Source organism: Variovorax paradoxus (genome assembly GCF_040544635.1).
GTDB lineage: Bacteria > Pseudomonadota > Gammaproteobacteria > Burkholderiales > Burkholderiaceae_C > Variovorax > Variovorax paradoxus_R.
Genome location: NZ_JBEPKJ010000005.1, coordinates 13,592 through 30,845, shown reverse-complemented (window position 1 = coordinate 30,845; position 17,254 = coordinate 13,592). Strand labels below are relative to the sequence as shown.

Here is a 17,254-nt window from a genome sequence, read left to right as displayed (position 1 = left end):
TTCGCTTGAAATGCCCCGAGCCAGCCCCAAGTGGCTGGCTATCGTTTGTTTTCCGGCATACGCCGGTTCTTTGAAAAATGTCTGACCCGCAACAATCCGCACAGAATTCTCAAATGCTGCAAGGCGAGCCAAGCCCCGAAGAACTGGAAGCCGCGCAGGCTGCCAACGAAGCCGAGGCGATAGACGCCCTGGCCGCAGCCCAAGGCGAGCTCGCAGCCCTGCAGACCAAGAATGCCGAACTGGCCGATCAATACCTGCGCGCGCAGGCCGACGTGCAGAACGCGCGCCGCCGCGCCGACGACGAGATCACCAAGGCGCGCAAGTTCGCCGTCGAGGCCTTTGCCGAGAGCCTGCTGCCCGTGACCGACAGCCTCGAAGCCGGCCTGGCCATCAAGGACGCCACGCCCGAGCAGATTCGCGAAGGCGCCGAAGCCACGCTGCGCCAGCTGAAGAGCGCGCTCGAACGCAACAAGGTGATCGAAGTGGCCCCGGCCCCGGGCACCAGGTTCGATCCGCACCAGCACCAGGCCATCTCGGTGGTGCCCGCGCCCGAGCAGGAGCCGAACACCGTGGTGAGCGTGCTGCAGAAGGGCTACACCATCAACGAGCGCGTGCTGCGCCCGGCGCTGGTCACCGTCAGCGCGCCCAAGTAATCCGCTCTACCGATACACACGATTCCCACAGGAAATCCCCGCTTCATACCTTGAATCGCGCCGGGTTATCCACAAGTTCATAACAACATATTTTTCAGGCTTTCAGGAGTACAGAACATGGCAAAGATCATCGGCATCGACCTCGGCACCACCAACTCGTGCGTGTCGATCATGGAAGGCAACACCACGCGTGTGATCGAGAACTCGGAAGGTGCGCGTACCACGCCGTCGATCGTCGCTTACCAGGAAGACGGCGAAGTGCTGGTCGGCGCCTCGGCCAAGCGCCAGGCCGTGACCAACCCCAAGAACACGCTGTACGCGATCAAGCGCCTGATCGGCCGCAAGTTCGAAGAAAAAGAAGTCCAGAAGGACATCGACCTGATGCCCTACACCATTGCGAAGGCCGACAACGGCGACGCATGGGTGGAAGTGCGCGGCAAGAAGATCGCGCCCCAGCAGGTGAGCGCCGACATCCTGCGCAAGATGAAGAAAACCGCCGAAGACTATCTCGGCGAAACCATCACCGAAGCCGTGATCACGGTGCCGGCCTACTTCAACGACGCCCAGCGCCAGGCCACCAAGGACGCCGGCCGCATTGCGGGCCTGGACGTCAAGCGCATCATCAACGAGCCCACCGCTGCGGCCCTGGCCTTCGGCCTCGACAAGCAGGACAAGGCCGACCGCAAGATTGCCGTGTATGACCTGGGCGGCGGCACCTTCGACGTGTCGATCATCGAAATTGCAGACGTCGACGGCGAGAAGCAGTTCGAAGTGCTGTCGACCAACGGCGACACCTTCCTGGGCGGCGAAGACTTCGACCAGCGCATCATCGACTACATCATTGCCGAGTTCAAGAAAGAGCAAGGCGTCGACCTGGGCAAGGACGTGCTCGCACTGCAGCGCCTGAAGGAAGCCGCTGAAAAGGCGAAGATCGAGCTGTCGAACAGCGCGCAGACCGACATCAACCTGCCCTACATCACGGCCGACGCCTCGGGCCCGAAGCACCTGAACATCAAGCTCACGCGCGCCAAGCTCGAGAGCCTGGTCGACGAGCTGGTCGAGCGCACCATCGCGCCCTGCCGCCTGGCCATCAAGGACGCCGGCATCAGCGTGTCGGACATCAACGACGTGATCCTGGTCGGCGGCATGACCCGCATGCCCAAGGTGCAGGAAAAGGTGAAGGCCTTCTTCGGCAAGGAACCACGCAAGGACGTGAACCCCGATGAGGCCGTGGCCGTCGGCGCCGCCATCCAGGGCCAGGTGCTCTCGGGCGACCGCAAGGACGTGCTGCTGCTCGACGTGACCCCGCTGTCGCTGGGCATCGAGACCATGGGCGGCGTGATGACCAAGATGATCACGAAGAACACCACGATCCCGACGAAGTTCGCGCAGACCTTCTCCACCGCCGAAGACAACCAGCCGGCCGTGACCATCAAGGTGTTCCAGGGCGAACGCGAGATCGCTTCGGGCAACAAGCTGCTCGGCGAGTTCAACCTCGAAGGCATTCCGCCGGCATCGCGCGGCACGCCGCAGATCGAGGTGGGCTTCGACATCGACGCCAACGGCATCCTGCACGTCGGCGCCAAGGACAAGGGCACCGGCAAGGAAAACAAGATCACCATCAAGGCGAACTCGGGCCTCTCGGAAGACGAGATCCAGAAGATGGTGAAGGACGCCGAACTCAATGCGGCCGACGACAAGAAGAAGCTCGAGCTCGTGCAGGCCCGCAACCAGGGCGAAGCCATGGTGCACAGCGTGAAGAAGTCGCTCGGCGAACACGGCGCGAGCCTGGATGCCGGCGAAAAGGAAAAGATCGAAGCCGCGATCAAGGACCTGGAAGAAGCCCTCAAGGGCGAGGACAAGGCCTCGATCGAGGAAAAGACCAACACGCTGATGACCGCAAGCCAGAAGCTCGGCGAAAAGATGTATGCCGAAGCGCAGGCTGCGGCAGGCGCCGCCGGCGGCCAGGGCGCTGCATCTGGCCCGGAAGCTGCAAGTGCACCGGCCGATGACAACGTGGTCGACGCCGAAGTCAAGGAAGTCAAGAAGGGCTGATCTTCGGCCCTTCGAACAAGGCTGGAGCACCTGACAGGGTGTTCCAGCCTTTCTCGCTTCAAGTTAAGGCTTCACGCCCGCCCCGACCGAATCTGCCATGGCCACAAAACGCGACTACTACGAAACCCTCGGCGTTCCCAAGAACGCGAGCGAGGAAGAAATCAAGAAGGCTTATCGCAAGCTTGCGATGAAGCACCACCCCGACCGCAATCACGGCGACACCAGCAAGGATGCCGAGACCAAGTTCAAGGAGGTGAAGGAAGCCTACGAAATGCTGTCCGACGGACAGAAGCGCGCAGCCTACGACCAGTACGGCCACGCCGGCGTCGACCCGAACATGCGCGGCGGCCCCGGTGCCGAGGGCTTCGGCGGCTTCGCGGAAGCCTTCGGCGACATCTTCGGCGACGTGTTCGGCGGTAGCCGCGGCCGCACCAGCAGCGGCCGCCAGGTGTTCCGCGGCAGCGACCAGCACTACGCCATGGAGGTCACTCTCGAAGAAGCCGCTGAGGGCAAGGAAGCGCAGATCCGCATTCCGAGCTGGGATGACTGCGGCACCTGCCACGGCTCGGGCGCCAAGCCCGGCACCAAGCCCATCACCTGCACCACCTGCCACGGCGCCGGCGCCGTGCAGATGCGCCAGGGCTTCTTCAGCGTGCAGCAGACCTGCCCCACCTGCCACGGCAGCGGCAAGATCATTCCCGAGCCCTGCACGGTGTGCCACGGCCAGGGCAAGATCAAGAACTACAAGACGCTCGAAGTCAAGATTCCGGCCGGCATCGACGACGGCATGCGCATTCGCAGCACCGGCGATGGCGAGCCGGGTACCAATGGCGGGCCGCCGGGCGACCTCTACATCGACATCCGGCTCAAGAAACACGAGATCTTCGAACGCGACGGCGACGACCTGCACTGCGTAGTGCCCGTCAGCATGACCACGGCTGCGCTGGGCGGCGAGATCAGCGTGCCCACGCTGAAGGGCCCCGCCGCCATCGACATTCCCGACGGCACCCAGAGCGGCAAGCAGTTTCGCCTGCGCGGCAAGGGCATCAAGGGCGTGCGCTCGAGCTATCCGGGCGACCTGTATTGCCACGTGCGCGTCGAAACGCCGGTCAAGCTCACCGAGCACCAGCGCAAGCTCTTGAAGGATCTCGACGAATCGCTCAAGAAGGGCGGCGACAAGCACAGCCCCACGGACAAAGGCTGGCTCGACAAAGCCAAGGAATTCTTCAGCTGAAGAAACCGCCGCAGGAACAGGGCGCACCCGCTGCATCCTGTTCTTGCGGCTGCTCTTGCCGCGTGCTCTACGCACGCGAACGGTGCCTGCCGACCTTGTTCGGTGCCGCGCACCATGACGGCTCCCTCCAGAATCACGCCGACCGAGCTTTGGCGCGCTTTCCCACGCAAACATGCGCGACCGGCCCATCAAAAGATGGCGCGCAGATTGCTTTTATATATTTTTCGTTTGAGCAATAAACCCAAACAGGCCTTGGCGCGTTATTGTGATGTAACCGTTTTTGAGCCGCGGCGGGCTCAATAGGAGGTGCTTTCGCCGGAAAAGATGCAATGACTGCATAGACCGATTGCCATAGGTATTTTCACTGGGCATCGGGGTAGCACTGAGTCCGTTTGCCGAACCTTGAAATTTAGCTGGAATTTGAGAAATGGTGCGGGTTTTTCTTGGGAACTTTACTCGGCACTGTGGTTCTGATTTAACAAACAATATTCCGGGTGCACTCTTTGCTTTATGCTGTTTGTGCAGATGTGATTAAGGGAGTTTTCCACGGCTTGCAGCCATGGGGCGGGCACACCTTTAAAAAGTTGCGACGCATTGCGGCTGCAGGCTTCGGGTCAATAAACCCGCAGACCTGATGGAGGCGTGACCATGGATGTGATCAGCAACTTTGCCGCCCGTTACGAGCGCACCCGCGAGGAAGTCCTCTCGCTGCAGGACTACCTGGATATTTGCAAACGCGACCCCACTGCGTATGCCACTGCGTCCGAGCGGATGCTCAAGGCGATCGGCGAACCCCAGCTGGTCGACACGCGCAACGATTCCCAGCTTTCGAGAATCTTCGCGAACAAGGTCATCAAGATCTACCCCGCGTTCAAGGAGTTCTACGGCATGGAGGACGCCATCGAACAGGTGGTGTCGTACTTCAGGCATGCCGCCCAGGGCCTCGAGGAAAAGAAGCAGATCCTCTACCTGCTGGGCCCCGTCGGCGGCGGCAAGAGCTCGATCGCCGAGCGCCTGAAGCAGCTCATGGAGCACGTGCCCTTCTATGCCATTCAGGGTTCGCCGGTGAACGAAACGCCGCTCGGCCTCTTCGACACCCTGGAAGACGGCGAAATCCTCGAAAAGGAATACGGCATCCCGCGGCGCTACCTGAACCGCATCCTCTCGCCGTGGGCCGTCAAGCGGCTCGAAGAATACGGCGGCGACATCCGCCAATTCAAGGTGGTCAAGCGCTACCCCTCGGTGCTGCGGCAGATCGCCGTGGCCAAGACAGAACCGGGCGACGAAAACAACCAGGACATCTCCTCGCTGGTCGGCAAGATCGACATCCGCAAGCTCGAGACCTACGCCCAGGACGACCCCGACGCCTACGCCTACTCGGGCGGCCTGTGCCTGGCTAACCAGGGCCTGCTGGAGTTCGTGGAAATGTTCAAGGCACCCATCAAGGTGCTTCACCCGCTGCTCACGGCCACGCAGGAAGGCAACTTCAAGGGTACCGAAGGCTTCGGCGCCATTCCGTTCGACGGCATTGTGCTGGCGCACAGCAACGAGAGCGAGTGGAAGGCCTTCCGCAACAACAAGAACAACGAAGCTTTTCTCGACCGGATCTACATCGTCAAGGTTCCGTATTGCCTGCGTGCCTCGGAAGAAATCAAGATCTACGAGAAGCTGGTGCGCAACTCGTCGCTCGCCAAGGCGCCCTGCGCTCCGGGCACGCTGCGCATGATGGCCCAGCTCTCGGTGCTCACGCGGCTGAAGGAGCCCGAGAACTCCAGCATCTACAGCAAGATGCAGGTGTACGACGGCGAAAACCTCAAGGACACCGACCCCAAGGCCAAGTCGATCCAGGAATACCGCGACTACGCCGGAGTCGATGAAGGCATGAGCGGCGTCTCGACCCGCTTCGCGTTCAAGATCATCTCGAAGGTGTTCAACTTCGACAGTTCCGAGGTTGCCGCCAACCCCGTGCACCTGATGTACGTGCTGGAGCAGCAGATCGAGCGCGAGCAGTTCCCGCCGGAGACCGAGCAGAAGTACATCAGCTACATCAAGGAACTGCTGGCACCGCGCTACGCCGAGTTCATCGGCAAGGAAATCCAGACCGCCTACCTGGAAAGCTACAGCGAGTACGGCCAGAACATCTTCGACCGCTACGTGACCTACGCCGACTACTGGATCCAGGACCAGGAGTTTCGCGACGTGGACACCGGCGAGGTGTTCGACCGGGCTTCGCTCAACGCCGAGCTCGAGAAGATCGAACGGCCCGCGGGCATCGGCAACCCGAAGGATTTCCGCAACGAGATCGTCAACTTCGTGCTGCGCGCGCGAGCCGGCAACGCCGGGCGCAACCCCGCCTGGACCAGCTACGAAAAGCTGCGCGCGGTCATCGAGAAGAAGATGTTCTCCAACACCGAGGAACTCCTGCCGGTGATCAGCTTCAACACGAAGAGCAGCGCCGACGAACAGAAGAAGCACGAAGATTTCGTGACCCGCATGGTCGAGAAAGGCTATACGGCCAAGCAGGTCCGCCTGCTCTGCGAGTGGTACCTGCGGGTACGCAAGAGTTCATAGCGACAGTTCATAGCGGCGAGGCAAAGGCTTCGCCCCCTTTTTGCAAGGAGCTTTGACATCATCGTGGCCATCCTGCAGCAGATCATCGACCGCCGGCTTTCGGGCAAGAACAAGTCCATTGGCAACCGCGAGCGCTTTCTCCGGCGCTACAAGGGACAGATCCAGGAGGCCGTGCGGCGCGCGGTCAGCGGGCGCAACATCCGCGAACTGGAGCAAGGCGAAGATGTCACCCTGCCGCGCCACGATGTGTCCGAACCGGTGTTCGGCCATGCACGCGGCGGCGACCGCGAGTACGTGCACCCGGGCAACCAGGAATACCTGAAGGGCGACCGCATCGCGCGGCCCGAAGGGCAAGCCGGCGGCGGCTCGGGCAGCGGCGAGGCCGGAGACAGCGGCGAAGGCGAGGACGACTTCGTGTTCCGCCTCACGCGCGAGGAGTTCATGCGCGTGTTCTTCGACGACCTGGCGCTGCCGCACCTCATTCGCACGCAGATCGCCGAAGTGCCCGAATGGAAGAGCCACCGCGCCGGCTTCACCAGCGACGGCACGCCCAACAATCTGCACGTGGTGCGCTCCATGCGCGGTGCGCTGGCACGGCGCATCGCGCTCGGCGGCGAGCCGCGCAAGGAGTTGCGCCGCCTCGAGGCGCATCTGCTGCGGCTGAAACAGCATCCGCAGGCGGACCAGCCCCTCATCCAGAAGGAAATCCACGAAACAGAGGAACGCATTGCGGAGCTGCGGCGAACCGCGCGGCACGTGCCGTACATCGATCCCATCGACCTGCGCTACCGCAACCGCGTGAAGACGCCAGTGCCCAGCGCCAAGGCGGTGATGTTCTGCCTCATGGACGTTTCCGGCTCCATGGACGAGGCGCGCAAGGACATGGCGAAGCGCTTCTTCATGCTGCTCTACATGTTCCTCACGCGCCACTACGAAACCATCGACCTCGTATTTCTGCGCCACCACACCCAGGCGCAGGAAGTGAACGAGGAAGAGTTCTTCCACGCCACCGAAACCGGCGGTACCGTGGTGTCGAGCGCGCTGGTGCTGATGGATGAAATCATCAAGGCGCGCTACCCGAGCGGCGAATGGAATGTCTACGGCGCGCAGGCGAGCGACGGCGACAACTGGCACCAGGACAGCGGGCGCTGCCGCGAGCTGCTGGTCGACCACATCCTTCCGGTGGTGCGCTACTACGCCTATGTGCAGGTGGCCGAGACCGAGCAGAACCTGTGGCAGGAATACGCGCAGCTCGAAGGCATAGAGCCCAATTTTGCGATGCGCAAGGTGTCGGACGCACGAGACATCTACCCCGTCTTCCGCGACCTCTTCAAGAAGGAGGGAGTGCCCGCATGACCTCCGACCACCCTCCCTTCGAGCGCATGACCCCCACGGACCGCCTGGAACGCCTGCCCAGCCCATCGGACTGGACCTTCGACCTCATCGAGACCTATCACACCGAGATCGCGAAAACGGCCAAGAGCTTCGGCCTGGACGTGTACCCGAACCAGCTCGAGGTGATCACCGCCGAGCAGATGATGGATGCCTATGCCAGCGTCGGCATGCCCATGATCTACCGCCACTGGTCGTACGGCAAACAGTTCATCGCCACCGAGAAGAACTACCGCCGCGGCCACATGGGGCTGGCCTACGAGATCGTCATCAACTCCGACCCCTGCATTGCCTACCTGATGGAAGAAAACACCATGGCCATGCAGGCCCTGGTGATCGCGCATGCGGCCTACGGCCACAACAGCTTCTTCAAGGGCAACTACCTGTTCCGGATGTGGACCGATGCGTCGTCGATCATCGACTACCTCGTGTACGCGCGGCACTACATCGCCGAGTGCGAGGAGCGCCACGGCCTCGATGCGGTGGAGCAACTGCTCGACTCCTGCCATGCGCTGATGAACTACGGCGTCGACCGCTATCGCCGTCCGCAGAAGCGATCGCTGGCGCAGGAAGGCACTCAGCGCGCCGAGCGCGAACGCTACATGCAGCAGCAGGTGAACGACCTGTGGCGCACCCTGCCGCGCAAGAGCGAACACACCACCGAGTCCGACTCATCCCGCCGCTTTCCTTCGGAGCCGCAGGAGAACCTGCTCTACTTCATCGAGAAGAACGCCGCGCTGCTCGAACCCTGGCAGCGCGAGGTGGTGCGCATCGTGCGCAAGATCGCCCAATATTTCTATCCGCAGCGCCAGACCCAGGTCATGAACGAGGGCTGGGCCACCTTCTGGCACTACACGCTGCTGAACACCATGTACGACCGTGGCCAACTCGCCGACGGCTTCATGATGGAATGGCTCAGTTCGCACACGGGCGTGATCTTTCAGCCGCCGGTGGGGCATCGCGCCTACAGCGGCATCAACCCCTATGCGCTGGGCTTCGCCATGTTCACGGAGCTGCGGCGCATCTGCGAAAAGCCCAACGAGGAAGACAAGCGCTGGTTTCCCGACTTCGCGGGCACCGACTGGGTCAAGACACTCGACTATGCAATGCGCAATTTCAAGGACGAGAGCTTCATCGGCCAGTTCCTGAGCCCGAAGACGATGCGCGATTTCAGGCTTTTCTCCATCCGCGACTATCAGAGCGAGTCCGAGCTCGAGGTGTCCGCCATTCACGACGACAGCGGCTATCACGCCCTGCGCGAATCGCTGTCACGCCAGTACGACATCAGCAGCAGGGAGCCCGACATCCAGGTTTGGAACGTCAACATGCGCGGCGATCGCGCCCTGACACTGCGCCACACGCAACGCAACAACCTGCCGCTGCACGACGGCGCCGAAGAGGTCCTGAAGCACGTCGCACGGCTGTGGGGCTTCGATGTGCACCTGGAGAGCGTCGACGCGCAGGGCCACATCAGCCGCAGCTGGAAGGCTGCGGCTCCCAGGCAAAACGACTGACCGGCCGCGCCCCCAGGGCGGAGAGTCAGGGCACCAGGGCCGCGATGGCCAGTGCGTAGCCTTTCACGCCCAAGCCGACGATGATGCCCCGCGCCGCCGGCGAAATGTACGAGCGGTGGCGAAACTCCTCACGCGCATGCACGTTCGAGATGTGCAGCTCGATCAGCGGCACGCTCGCGCCCTTGATGGCGTCGTGCAGCGCAATGGATGTGTGGGTGTAGGCGCCCGGGTTCATCACCACGCCGAGCATGTTGCCCGCGGCCACCTCGCGGCCGGCTTCGTGGATCCAGTCGATCAGCACGCCCTCGTGGTTCGACTGGCGGCACTCGATCTCCACGCCATGCGCGGCCCCCGCATCCTTGCACAGGCGCTCGACGTCGGCCAGCGTGTCGCGTCCGTATTGCTCGGGCTCTCGCGTGCCGAGCAGGTTGAGATTGGGACCGTTGAGGACGAGTATTTTCTTCATGATGAATGGCGTCTGGCGATGCCGCCATTATGAGTGCGCGCCCCCGGCAAAGACTTGCGCTAAGGTAACGCGCATCATGATGAGCGCAGACAGCATTTCACCCTGGCATCCCGTGGCCCGCTCGCCCGATGTGCGACCCGGCGCCAACATCGTCGCGGGCTTTGTCCAAGGCCAGGAGCTTGCGCTCTGGCGTTCGGCCGACGGCGCGGCCCAGGCATGGGAAAACCGCTGTCCCCACCGCAGCGTGCGCTTCACGCTCGGGCGAGTGTTGAAAGACCGCCTCTCCTGTGCGTACCACGGCTGGCAGTACGCCGCCGGCAGCGGCCAGTGCACGAGCATCCCCGCGCATCCCGACATGCCGCCGCCGCGCAACCTGTGCGCCAAGGTCTTCAGCGCGGTCGACGCGGCGGGCATGCTGTGGGTCAACCTTGCATCCGAGGCGCCGCCCGCCCCGCCGCAGGACGACATCGTGCCTGCCGGCTGGTCGTTCTGCCGCACGCTCACCGTGCGCGCCGATGCGGCCGGCGTGCGCGACGCGCTCGTTCGGCGCGGCTTCGCGGCAGATGCGGCATGGATCGCATGGCGCGGGGTAATCGGTCAGGTCGACACGCTGGCCCTGGTGCTCGACGCACAACCGAATCTGGCCTTCGTTCATCTCTGGGCCGATGCCGCACCCGGCACCGAAGAGATGAAGGCTCTGCATACAGCCGCGCGAGGCCTGCGCAGCGAGATCGAAGGCGAGATCGAGCAATATCGCCGGCCGCAGAAGGCAGCCTGAAAAAGAACCATGCCCTTCATCACCGACGACCCCAACATGCTCGACGACTGGCTGGTCGCCGGCCCTTCGGCGGCGCTCACCGGCACCTCCGACGCACAGCCTCGCACGACGCGCCTGCTCGGCGAAACGCTGCAGCTGTGGGCCGATGCAACCGGTACGCCGCAGTGCCGGCTTGGCGCGCAGGCATTGGCCATCCAGTCGCGCTACGGCTATCTCTGGGTCTGCCCCAGCGGCAAGCCGGCACGGCCCTTGTTCGACTTTGCCGAATACGACGAACCCGGGCGCCGCCTCGTCGATTGCGGCAGCATCGGCGTGGCCGTGTCGGGGCTGCGCGTGATCGAGAACTTTCTCGACATGGCGCACTTCCCCTTCGTGCATGCCGGCTTCCTGGGCCAAGTGCCGCACACCGAGGTGGTGAAGTACCAGGTGCAAGTCGAACCAGGCACCGGAGAAATCTGGGCCACCGACTGCCGCTTCTGGCAGCCTCGCGCCTCGGCCGCGCATGACAGCGGCAGCGAGGTGGTCTACAAATACCGGGTCATGCAGCCGCTCACGGCCATGCTCTACAAGTCGAGCAGTCGTGCCGGCGAACTCGATGCCATCGCACTGTTCCTGCAGCCGCTCGATGATGAACACGTGATCGCCCATACGCTGCTCGCCTGCTACGACGACACCTCGACAGACGCCGAACTCATTGCGTTCCAGCAAACGATCTTCGGTCAGGACAAGCCGATTCTCGAGAACCACGCCTTCAAGCGCATGCCGCTCGAAGGCCGCGCCGAAACACCGACGCGCGGCGACACCTCTTCGGTCACCTACCGGCGCTGGCTGCGCGAGCGCGGCATGCGCTTCGGCGTGAGGGAAGCCGCATGATCCGGCTCTACGACTACGCCCTTTCGGGCAACTGCTTCAAGGTGCGGCAGATGCTCGCCTGGCTCGGCGTGGACTACCAGGGCCTGCCGGTCGACTTTCACCCAGGCCGCGAGCACAAGTCGGCCGCGTTTCTGGCGCAGGTCAATCCGCTGGGGCAGCTCCCGGTGATCGACGACGACGGTTTCGTGCTGCGCGACGCGCAGGCCATCCTCGTCTATCTCGCGAGCAAGTACGCCCCGCAAAGCCGCTGGTACCCGGCCGACCCGCGGTTGCGCGGGCAGATCGCGATGTGGTTCGCCACGGCCGACGACATCACCCGCACCGCATCGGCGGCCCGGCTGCACGATGCATTCGGCTACGAAAATCTCGACATCGAAGCCTGCCGGCGCGGCGCGCATGCGGTCTTTCGTATGCTGGACGATCACCTGGCCGAGCGGGCCTGCGAGGGCCGGCAATGGCTGGCCGGGCCGCACGCCACCGTGGCCGACCTGGCCTGTTTTCCTTATGTGGCGCTGGCCGGCGAAGGCGGAATTTCCCTGGACGAATACCCCGCATTGCGAAGCTGGGTCTGGGACTTTCGCCATCTGCCCGATTTCATCGGAATGTCGGGTATCTTTCCTGCCGACCCCGCCTGAACGCCGGTCTGGGTATCCTTGCCGATCCCTTCCCCTCTTTGCCCTGAAGCCCCATGAAAACCAAAGCTGCCGTCGCCTGGAAATCCGGAGACCCCCTCACCATCGAAACCGTCGACCTCGAGGGCCCGAAGTTCGGCGAGGTGCTGGTCGAGATCAAGGCCACCGGCATCTGCCACACCGACTACTACACGCTCTCGGGCGCCGACCCCGAAGGCATCTTCCCGGCCATCCTCGGCCATGAAGGCGCGGGCATCGTGGTCGACGTGGGCCCCGGCGTTACCACGCTCAAGAAGGGCGACCACGTCATTCCGCTCTACACGCCCGAGTGCCGCCAGTGCAAGTTCTGCCTGTCGCGCAAGACCAACCTCTGCCAGCTGATCCGCGGCACGCAAGGCAAGGGCCTGATGCCCGATGCCACCTCGCGCTTCAGCCTGGACGGCAAGCCGATCTTCCACTACATGGGCACGTCGACCTTCAGCAACTACACGGTCGCGCCTGAAATCTCGCTCGCCAAGATCCGCGAAGACGCGCCGTTCGACAAGGTCTGCTACATCGGCTGCGGCGTGACCACCGGCATTGGCGCGGTGATCTTCACGGCCAAGGTGGAAGCCGGCGCCAACGTGGTGGTGTTCGGCCTCGGCGGCATTGGCCTGAACGTGATCCAGGGCGCGAAGATGGTGGGCGCCGACAAGATCATCGGCGTCGACCTGAACCCCGAGCGCGAAGCCATGGCGCGCAAGTTCGGCATGACGCATTTCATCAACCCCAAAGACACCGAGAACGTGGTCGATGCCATCGTTCAGCTGACCGACGGCGGCGCGGACTACAGCTTCGAGTGCATCGGCAACACCAAGGTGATGCGCCAGGCGCTCGAATGCACGCACAAGGGCTGGGGCCGCAGCATCATCATCGGCGTGGCCGAGGCCGGCGCCGAGATCAGCACGCGCCCCTTCCAGCTGGTCACCGGCCGCAAGTGGGAAGGCTCGGCCTTCGGCGGCGCGCGCGGCCGCACCGATGTGCCCAAGATCGTCGACTGGTACATGGAAGGCAAGATCAACATCGACGACCTGATCACGCACACCATGCCGCTCGAAGACATCAACAAGGGCTTCGACCTAATGAAGCGCGGCGAGTCGATCCGCGGCGTGGTGCTTTACTAGCCTTTCGAGGAGAACGCCCGCCATGAATCGCATGGAGCCCTTGCGCAAGATCGAAGCGGGCGTTCTCGAAATCGCCTATTACGAAGCCGGCCCGGCCGACGGCCCGCCCGTGCTGCTGATGCACGGCTTTCCCTACGATATTCACACCTATGCCGAAGTGGCGCCAATGCTCGCCGACCAGGGCTGCCGCGTGGTCGTTCCTTATCTGCGAGGCTACGGCGCCACGCGCTTCCTGAGCGATGCCACGCCGCGCTCCGGCGAGCAGGCCGCGCTCGGCGCCGACCTGCTCGCGCTGCTCGATGCGCTTGCCATTCCGCGCGCGGTGCTCGCCGGCTACGACTGGGGCGGCCGCGCCGCCTGCGTGGTGGCGGCCCTGTGGCCCGAGCGCTGTGCGGGGCTGGTTTCGTTCAACAGCTACAACATCCAGAACATCGCGAAGGCGATGACGCCCGACACGCCCGCGAACGAACACAGCCTCTGGTACCAGTATTACTTTCACAGCGAGCGCGGCCGCGCCGGTCTGGCAAAAGACCGCAAGGCGCTCACCCGCCTGCTGTGGCAACTGTGGTCGCCGACATGGAAGTTCGATGACGCCACTTTCGAGCGTAGCGCCGCCGCCTTCGACAACCCCGACTTCGTCGACGTGGTGATCCATTCGTACCGGCACCGCTTCGGGCTCGTTCCGGGCGACCCGGCCTGCGCCGGCATCGAACGCCGGCTGGCCGCGCAGCCTGCGGTCTCCGTGCCCACCATCACCTTCGACGGCCTCGACGACGGCGTACGCCCGCCCGCCGAGGCCTCGGCCCATGCGCACTGCTTCAGCGGAGCGCGCTCGCACCGGCTGGTGCCGGGCGTGGGCCACAACATGCCGCAAGAGGCGCCGCGCATCTTTGCCGACGCCGTGCTCGAACTCGTGCCCGCTCTACGGCACAACACCAACTCCCGATGACCGACATCTTCAAGACCCTTTCCGAGCACCATGCCTTCGGCGGCGTGCAAAGTTTTCACGAGCACGCCTCGCACGAAATCGGGTTGCCGATGCGCTTCTCGGTCTACCTGCCGCCGCAGGCCGCGCATGAACGCGTGCCGGCTTTGCTCTACCTCGCGGGGCTGACCTGCAACGAGGAAACCTTCGCGGTGAAGGCCGGTGCGCAGCGCATGGCGGCAAGCTTGGGCCTGGCACTGATCGCGCCCGACACCAGCCCGCGCGGGAGCGCTGTAGAAGGCCTGCCCGGCGCCACCGCGAACTGGGACTTCGGTATTGGCGCGGGCTTCTACCTCGACGCGACCGAGGCTCCGTGGTCCGCCCACTGGCGCATGGAAAGCTGGATCGTGCACGAGCTGCTGCCCTTCGTGGCAAAGCACTTCGCCGTCGACGACCAGCGCCTTGGCATCTTCGGCCATTCGATGGGCGGCCACGGTGCGCTCACGCTCGCGATGCGGCACCCGGGCCGCTTCAAGTCGTTGTCGGCTTTTGCCCCCATCTGCGCGCCCACGCAATGCCCTTGGGGCGAAAAGGCGTTCAGCGGCTACCTGGGAGAGCCCGGCGGCGACCGCGCCCAATGGCTTGCGCACGACGCCAGCGCACTCATGAAATCGCAGACCGCCGCGCCCTACCCGCAGGGCATTTTGATCGACCAGGGCCTGGCCGACAAATTCCTTGCCGAGCAGTTGTATCCGGAGGCGTTCGAGGGCGCCTGCTTTGCCGCCGGCCAGCCGCTCACGTTGCGCCGCCACGCGGGCTACGACCACGGCTACTACTTCATCCAGACCTTCATGGCGGACCATATCGCGCACCACGCGCAAACGCTGCACGGCTGATCGACCTCGACGGACGGGCGCCGTATCATGTAGCGCATGTCCGCAGCACAGATTCCTGCCTTCCAATTGCGCTCCCGCGACGGCGCCCCCGAAGAGAACCTGGTGCTGGCCGGCATCTGGCGCCGGGCCTGGATCGCGGCCAACCGCAGGGCCACCGTCATCGAGCCGATCACGCATTGGCTGCGGCGCGTGCAAACCGAATTCGTGCCCCCGGCGGACATCGTGCTCGCAGAGCGCGAAGGCCAGGTGCTTGCCTTCATGGTGCTGCTGGCGCGGCGCGAATACGTGGCGCAACTGTTTGTCGAACCGCACCTGCGCAACCAGGGTCTCGGGCAGGCGCTGCTCGACGAAGCCAGCGTGCGCATGCCGCTCGGCTGGAAGCTTCACGTTGCCATCAACAACACCGCGGCCCAGCGCTTCTACGAGCGCTACGGCCTCGTGCGCGGCGCGGTCGACCGGCATCCCACCAGCGGACGCGAACGCGTCGCCTACCATTGGTATCCGCAGAGCCTGCCACGGCCATCGCGACAGCCACGGCCTATCGGCTGAGCGCTTTCTTTCCCTGTTTCTCATGCGCATCGATCACATTGCTCTCTGGACCACCGATCTCGAACGCTGCAAGCGCTTCTACGTCGACTACTTCGGCGCCACGGCCGGCGCGGGCTACGTCAACCCGGCCAAGGGTTTTGCCTCCTGCTTCCTGAGCCTGGGCGACGGCGCCCGCATCGAAGCCATGGCCACCAGCACCCTCTCGCCCGTGCCCGCCGAACCCGGCGCGCAGCGCATGGGATGGACGCACCTGGCCATCAGCGTGGGTTCGGACGCGGCCGTGGACGAGCTCACGCAGCGCCTGAAGGCCGACGGCTACCCGCTGCTCGACGGCCCGCGCCGCACGGGCGACGGCTACTACGAGAGCGTGGTGCTCGACCCGGACGGCAACCGCATCGAGATCACCGCATGAGCCGCCGGGCCGTTTCCACGGCGCATGCCGCAGCGCATCTCGCGAAGCTTGCGCGATGAGCGAATTCGTACAAAGCCTGCACGAGATCTTCGAGCGCCTCGGCCGCATCGAGACGCGCCGCATGTTCGGCGGCCATGGCGTGTGGCACGAGGCCCGGATGATCGCGTTCGTGGCCAGGGACACGCTCTACCTGAAGTCCGATGCCGGCAGTGCCGAGCATTTCGACAAGCTGAACCTGCCGCCCTTCACCTACGAGCGCAACGGCAAGGCCATGCCGATGTCGTACCGGCAAGCGCCCGCCGACCTCTTCGAGGACCGCGAGGAAGCCGCGCTCTGGGGCCGCCGCGCCTACGAAGCGGCCTTGCGCTCGGGCCAGCCGCCGAAGAAGAAAAAGACCGAAACCGCCGCAAAGAAGGCAACCGCAAAGAAAGTCCCAGTGAAGAAGAAAAAGAAAGCAGCCTCCTCGTGAGCGACGACATCATCGCGCTGCCGCCCCTTCCCGAACGCGAGCAGATCGCGCTTCTGGAAGCCTTCGAGGGCCTCGGCCTTCAGGACATCGTCGTCGTCACAACGCTGCAAGACGCCGAGCACGCCGCCGCCGAGCTGCTGGCCGCCGGCGTTGCAGGCTTCGACACTGAATCGAAGCCCACCTTCGCCAAGAACGAGGTGTCTGGCGGCCCGCACGTGGTGCAGTTTTCCACGCGCGAGAAGGCGTGGCTTTTCCAGCTGCACCGCACCGAATGCAACCCGGTCGTCGCCGCGCTGCTCGCCTCGACCGAACTCAAGAAGGTCGGCTTCGGCCTTTCGAGCGATCTCACGCTCATACGCAACCGCCTCAACATCGAGCCGAAGGCGGTGTTCGACATCGACACCGAGTTTCGCCGCCAGGGCTACCGCAAGTCGGTGGGCGTGAAGACGGCCGTGGCGCTGGTGTTCAACCGCCGCTTCGTCAAGTCGCGCAAGGCGACCACGTCGAACTGGGCCAATAAGCAGTTGACCGAAGCGCAGATCCGCTACGCGGCCAACGACGCCTATGCCTCCATCCGCGTGTTCGATGCGCTCTTCGGCGGCTGAACTGCCGCCCCTGCGGCCCGCTCGGCCATAGGCGCGCTCCAGCAGCAGCCCGGCGGTACCCCCGGCA

Annotated in this window: 17 protein-coding genes; 16 read left to right on the top strand and 1 reads right to left on the bottom strand. The window is 64.1% G+C overall.

Annotation, left to right across the window (positions count from 1 at the left end):
- Nucleotides 1–77: 77 nt before the first annotated feature.
- The 6 genes from grpE to ABIC94_RS09630 all read left to right on the top strand — a co-directional run bounded on the left by grpE (nucleotide 78) and on the right by ABIC94_RS09630 (nucleotide 9,419).
- Nucleotides 78–653 carry a nucleotide exchange factor GrpE gene (gene grpE / locus ABIC94_RS09655; protein WP_354372807.1) on the top strand — a complete coding sequence of 192 codons (576 nt, stop codon included), beginning with the start codon at nucleotides 78–80 and terminating at the stop codon, nucleotides 651–653.
- Nucleotides 654–770: 117 nt separating this feature from the next.
- A complete protein-coding gene (dnaK, locus tag ABIC94_RS09650; protein ID WP_354372806.1) occupies nucleotides 771–2,708 on the top strand; it encodes a molecular chaperone DnaK in 1,938 nt (645 codons plus the stop codon).
- A gap of 97 nt (nucleotides 2,709–2,805) precedes the next feature.
- Nucleotides 2,806–3,942, top strand: coding sequence for a molecular chaperone DnaJ (gene dnaJ / locus ABIC94_RS09645; protein ID WP_354372805.1), 1,137 nt, complete (start codon nucleotides 2,806–2,808; stop codon nucleotides 3,940–3,942).
- A 648-nt stretch (nucleotides 3,943–4,590) separates the two neighbouring features.
- The gene (locus ABIC94_RS09640) at nucleotides 4,591–6,513 is read left to right on the top strand and encodes a PrkA family serine protein kinase (RefSeq protein ID WP_354372804.1); all 1,923 of its coding nucleotides are present in this window, start codon (nucleotides 4,591–4,593) and stop codon (nucleotides 6,511–6,513) included.
- 63 nt (nucleotides 6,514–6,576) lie between these two features.
- The gene (locus ABIC94_RS09635; protein WP_354372803.1) at nucleotides 6,577–7,869 is read left to right on the top strand and encodes a YeaH/YhbH family protein; all 1,293 of its coding nucleotides are present in this window, start codon (nucleotides 6,577–6,579) and stop codon (nucleotides 7,867–7,869) included.
- Nucleotides 7,866–9,419: a SpoVR family protein gene (locus ABIC94_RS09630; RefSeq protein WP_354372802.1), complete on the top strand. Its 1,554-nt coding sequence runs from the start codon at nucleotides 7,866–7,868 to the stop codon at nucleotides 9,417–9,419. The genes ABIC94_RS09635 and ABIC94_RS09630 overlap by 4 nt, the downstream gene beginning before the upstream one ends.
- Before the next feature lie 25 nt (nucleotides 9,420–9,444).
- Here ABIC94_RS09630 and aroQ read toward each other — a convergent pair whose 3' ends face one another.
- Entirely contained in the window at nucleotides 9,445–9,885 is a 441-nt protein-coding gene (gene aroQ, locus ABIC94_RS09625) for a type II 3-dehydroquinate dehydratase (RefSeq protein ID WP_337295296.1), read from the bottom strand.
- Between the two features lie 76 nt (nucleotides 9,886–9,961).
- Between aroQ and ABIC94_RS09620 the strand changes: the two genes are divergently transcribed.
- Genes ABIC94_RS09620 through ABIC94_RS09575 form a run of 10 tightly spaced genes read left to right on the top strand, consistent with a single transcriptional unit; the run spans nucleotide 9,962 to nucleotide 17,187 of the window.
- The gene (locus ABIC94_RS09620) at nucleotides 9,962–10,663 is read left to right on the top strand and encodes a Rieske (2Fe-2S) protein (protein WP_354372801.1); all 702 of its coding nucleotides are present in this window, start codon (nucleotides 9,962–9,964) and stop codon (nucleotides 10,661–10,663) included.
- A gap of 9 nt (nucleotides 10,664–10,672) precedes the next feature.
- Entirely contained in the window at nucleotides 10,673–11,536 is an 864-nt protein-coding gene (locus ABIC94_RS09615; RefSeq protein ID WP_354372800.1) for an aromatic ring-hydroxylating dioxygenase subunit alpha, read from the top strand.
- A complete protein-coding gene (locus ABIC94_RS09610; protein WP_354372799.1) occupies nucleotides 11,533–12,171 on the top strand; it encodes a glutathione S-transferase family protein in 639 nt (212 codons plus the stop codon). The genes ABIC94_RS09615 and ABIC94_RS09610 overlap by 4 nt, the downstream gene beginning before the upstream one ends.
- A 53-nt stretch (nucleotides 12,172–12,224) precedes the next feature.
- Nucleotides 12,225–13,331, top strand: a complete 1,107-nt coding sequence (locus ABIC94_RS09605) for an S-(hydroxymethyl)glutathione dehydrogenase/class III alcohol dehydrogenase (RefSeq protein ID WP_055799863.1) — start codon at nucleotides 12,225–12,227, stop codon at nucleotides 13,329–13,331.
- A 22-nt stretch (nucleotides 13,332–13,353) separates the two neighbouring features.
- Nucleotides 13,354–14,280: an alpha/beta fold hydrolase gene (locus ABIC94_RS09600; RefSeq protein WP_354372798.1), complete on the top strand. Its 927-nt coding sequence runs from the start codon at nucleotides 13,354–13,356 to the stop codon at nucleotides 14,278–14,280.
- On the top strand, nucleotides 14,277–15,152 hold the full coding sequence (gene fghA, locus ABIC94_RS09595) for an S-formylglutathione hydrolase (RefSeq protein ID WP_354372797.1): 876 nt from the start codon (nucleotides 14,277–14,279) through the stop codon (nucleotides 15,150–15,152). Before ABIC94_RS09600 ends, fghA begins: the two co-directional genes overlap by 4 nt.
- Before the next feature lie 36 nt (nucleotides 15,153–15,188).
- Nucleotides 15,189–15,701: a GNAT family N-acetyltransferase gene (locus tag ABIC94_RS09590; protein WP_354372796.1), complete on the top strand. Its 513-nt coding sequence runs from the start codon at nucleotides 15,189–15,191 to the stop codon at nucleotides 15,699–15,701.
- A 22-nt stretch (nucleotides 15,702–15,723) separates the two neighbouring features.
- Complete coding sequence (locus tag ABIC94_RS09585) at nucleotides 15,724–16,113, top strand: VOC family protein (RefSeq protein ID WP_354372795.1); 390 nt, start codon at nucleotides 15,724–15,726, stop codon at nucleotides 16,111–16,113.
- Between the two features lie 55 nt (nucleotides 16,114–16,168).
- Entirely contained in the window at nucleotides 16,169–16,582 is a 414-nt protein-coding gene (locus ABIC94_RS09580) for a TfoX/Sxy family protein (protein ID WP_354372794.1), read from the top strand.
- A complete protein-coding gene (locus tag ABIC94_RS09575) occupies nucleotides 16,579–17,187 on the top strand; it encodes a 3'-5' exonuclease (protein ID WP_354372793.1) in 609 nt (202 codons plus the stop codon). The genes ABIC94_RS09580 and ABIC94_RS09575 overlap by 4 nt, the downstream gene beginning before the upstream one ends.
- Nucleotides 17,188–17,254 lie beyond the last annotated feature (67 nt).

Excerpts from the sequence above, each read along its gene's own strand:
- dnaK (WP_354372806.1), top strand. The coding sequence starts at position 771 with ATGGCAAAGATCATCGGCATCGACCTCGGCACCACCAACTCGTGCGTG.
- ABIC94_RS09620 (WP_354372801.1), top strand. The coding sequence starts at position 9,962 with ATGATGAGCGCAGACAGCATTTCACCCTGGCATCCCGTGGCCCGCTCG.
- ABIC94_RS09585 (WP_354372795.1), top strand. The coding sequence starts at position 15,724 with ATGCGCATCGATCACATTGCTCTCTGGACCACCGATCTCGAACGCTGC.
- ABIC94_RS09600 (WP_354372798.1), top strand. The coding sequence starts at position 13,354 with ATGAATCGCATGGAGCCCTTGCGCAAGATCGAAGCGGGCGTTCTCGAA.
- ABIC94_RS09610 (WP_354372799.1), top strand. The coding sequence starts at position 11,533 with ATGATCCGGCTCTACGACTACGCCCTTTCGGGCAACTGCTTCAAGGTG.
- ABIC94_RS09580 (WP_354372794.1), top strand. The coding sequence starts at position 16,169 with ATGAGCGAATTCGTACAAAGCCTGCACGAGATCTTCGAGCGCCTCGGC.
- grpE (WP_354372807.1), top strand. The coding sequence starts at position 78 with ATGTCTGACCCGCAACAATCCGCACAGAATTCTCAAATGCTGCAAGGC.
- ABIC94_RS09615 (WP_354372800.1), top strand. The coding sequence starts at position 10,673 with ATGCCCTTCATCACCGACGACCCCAACATGCTCGACGACTGGCTGGTC.
- dnaJ (WP_354372805.1), top strand. The coding sequence starts at position 2,806 with ATGGCCACAAAACGCGACTACTACGAAACCCTCGGCGTTCCCAAGAAC.
- ABIC94_RS09630 (WP_354372802.1), top strand. The coding sequence starts at position 7,866 with ATGACCTCCGACCACCCTCCCTTCGAGCGCATGACCCCCACGGACCGC.
- ABIC94_RS09590 (WP_354372796.1), top strand. The coding sequence starts at position 15,189 with ATGTCCGCAGCACAGATTCCTGCCTTCCAATTGCGCTCCCGCGACGGC.
- fghA (WP_354372797.1), top strand. The coding sequence starts at position 14,277 with ATGACCGACATCTTCAAGACCCTTTCCGAGCACCATGCCTTCGGCGGC.
- ABIC94_RS09605 (WP_055799863.1), top strand. The coding sequence starts at position 12,225 with ATGAAAACCAAAGCTGCCGTCGCCTGGAAATCCGGAGACCCCCTCACC.
- ABIC94_RS09640 (WP_354372804.1), top strand. The coding sequence starts at position 4,591 with ATGGATGTGATCAGCAACTTTGCCGCCCGTTACGAGCGCACCCGCGAG.
- aroQ (WP_337295296.1), bottom strand. The coding sequence starts at position 9,885 with ATGAAGAAAATACTCGTCCTCAACGGTCCCAATCTCAACCTGCTCGGC.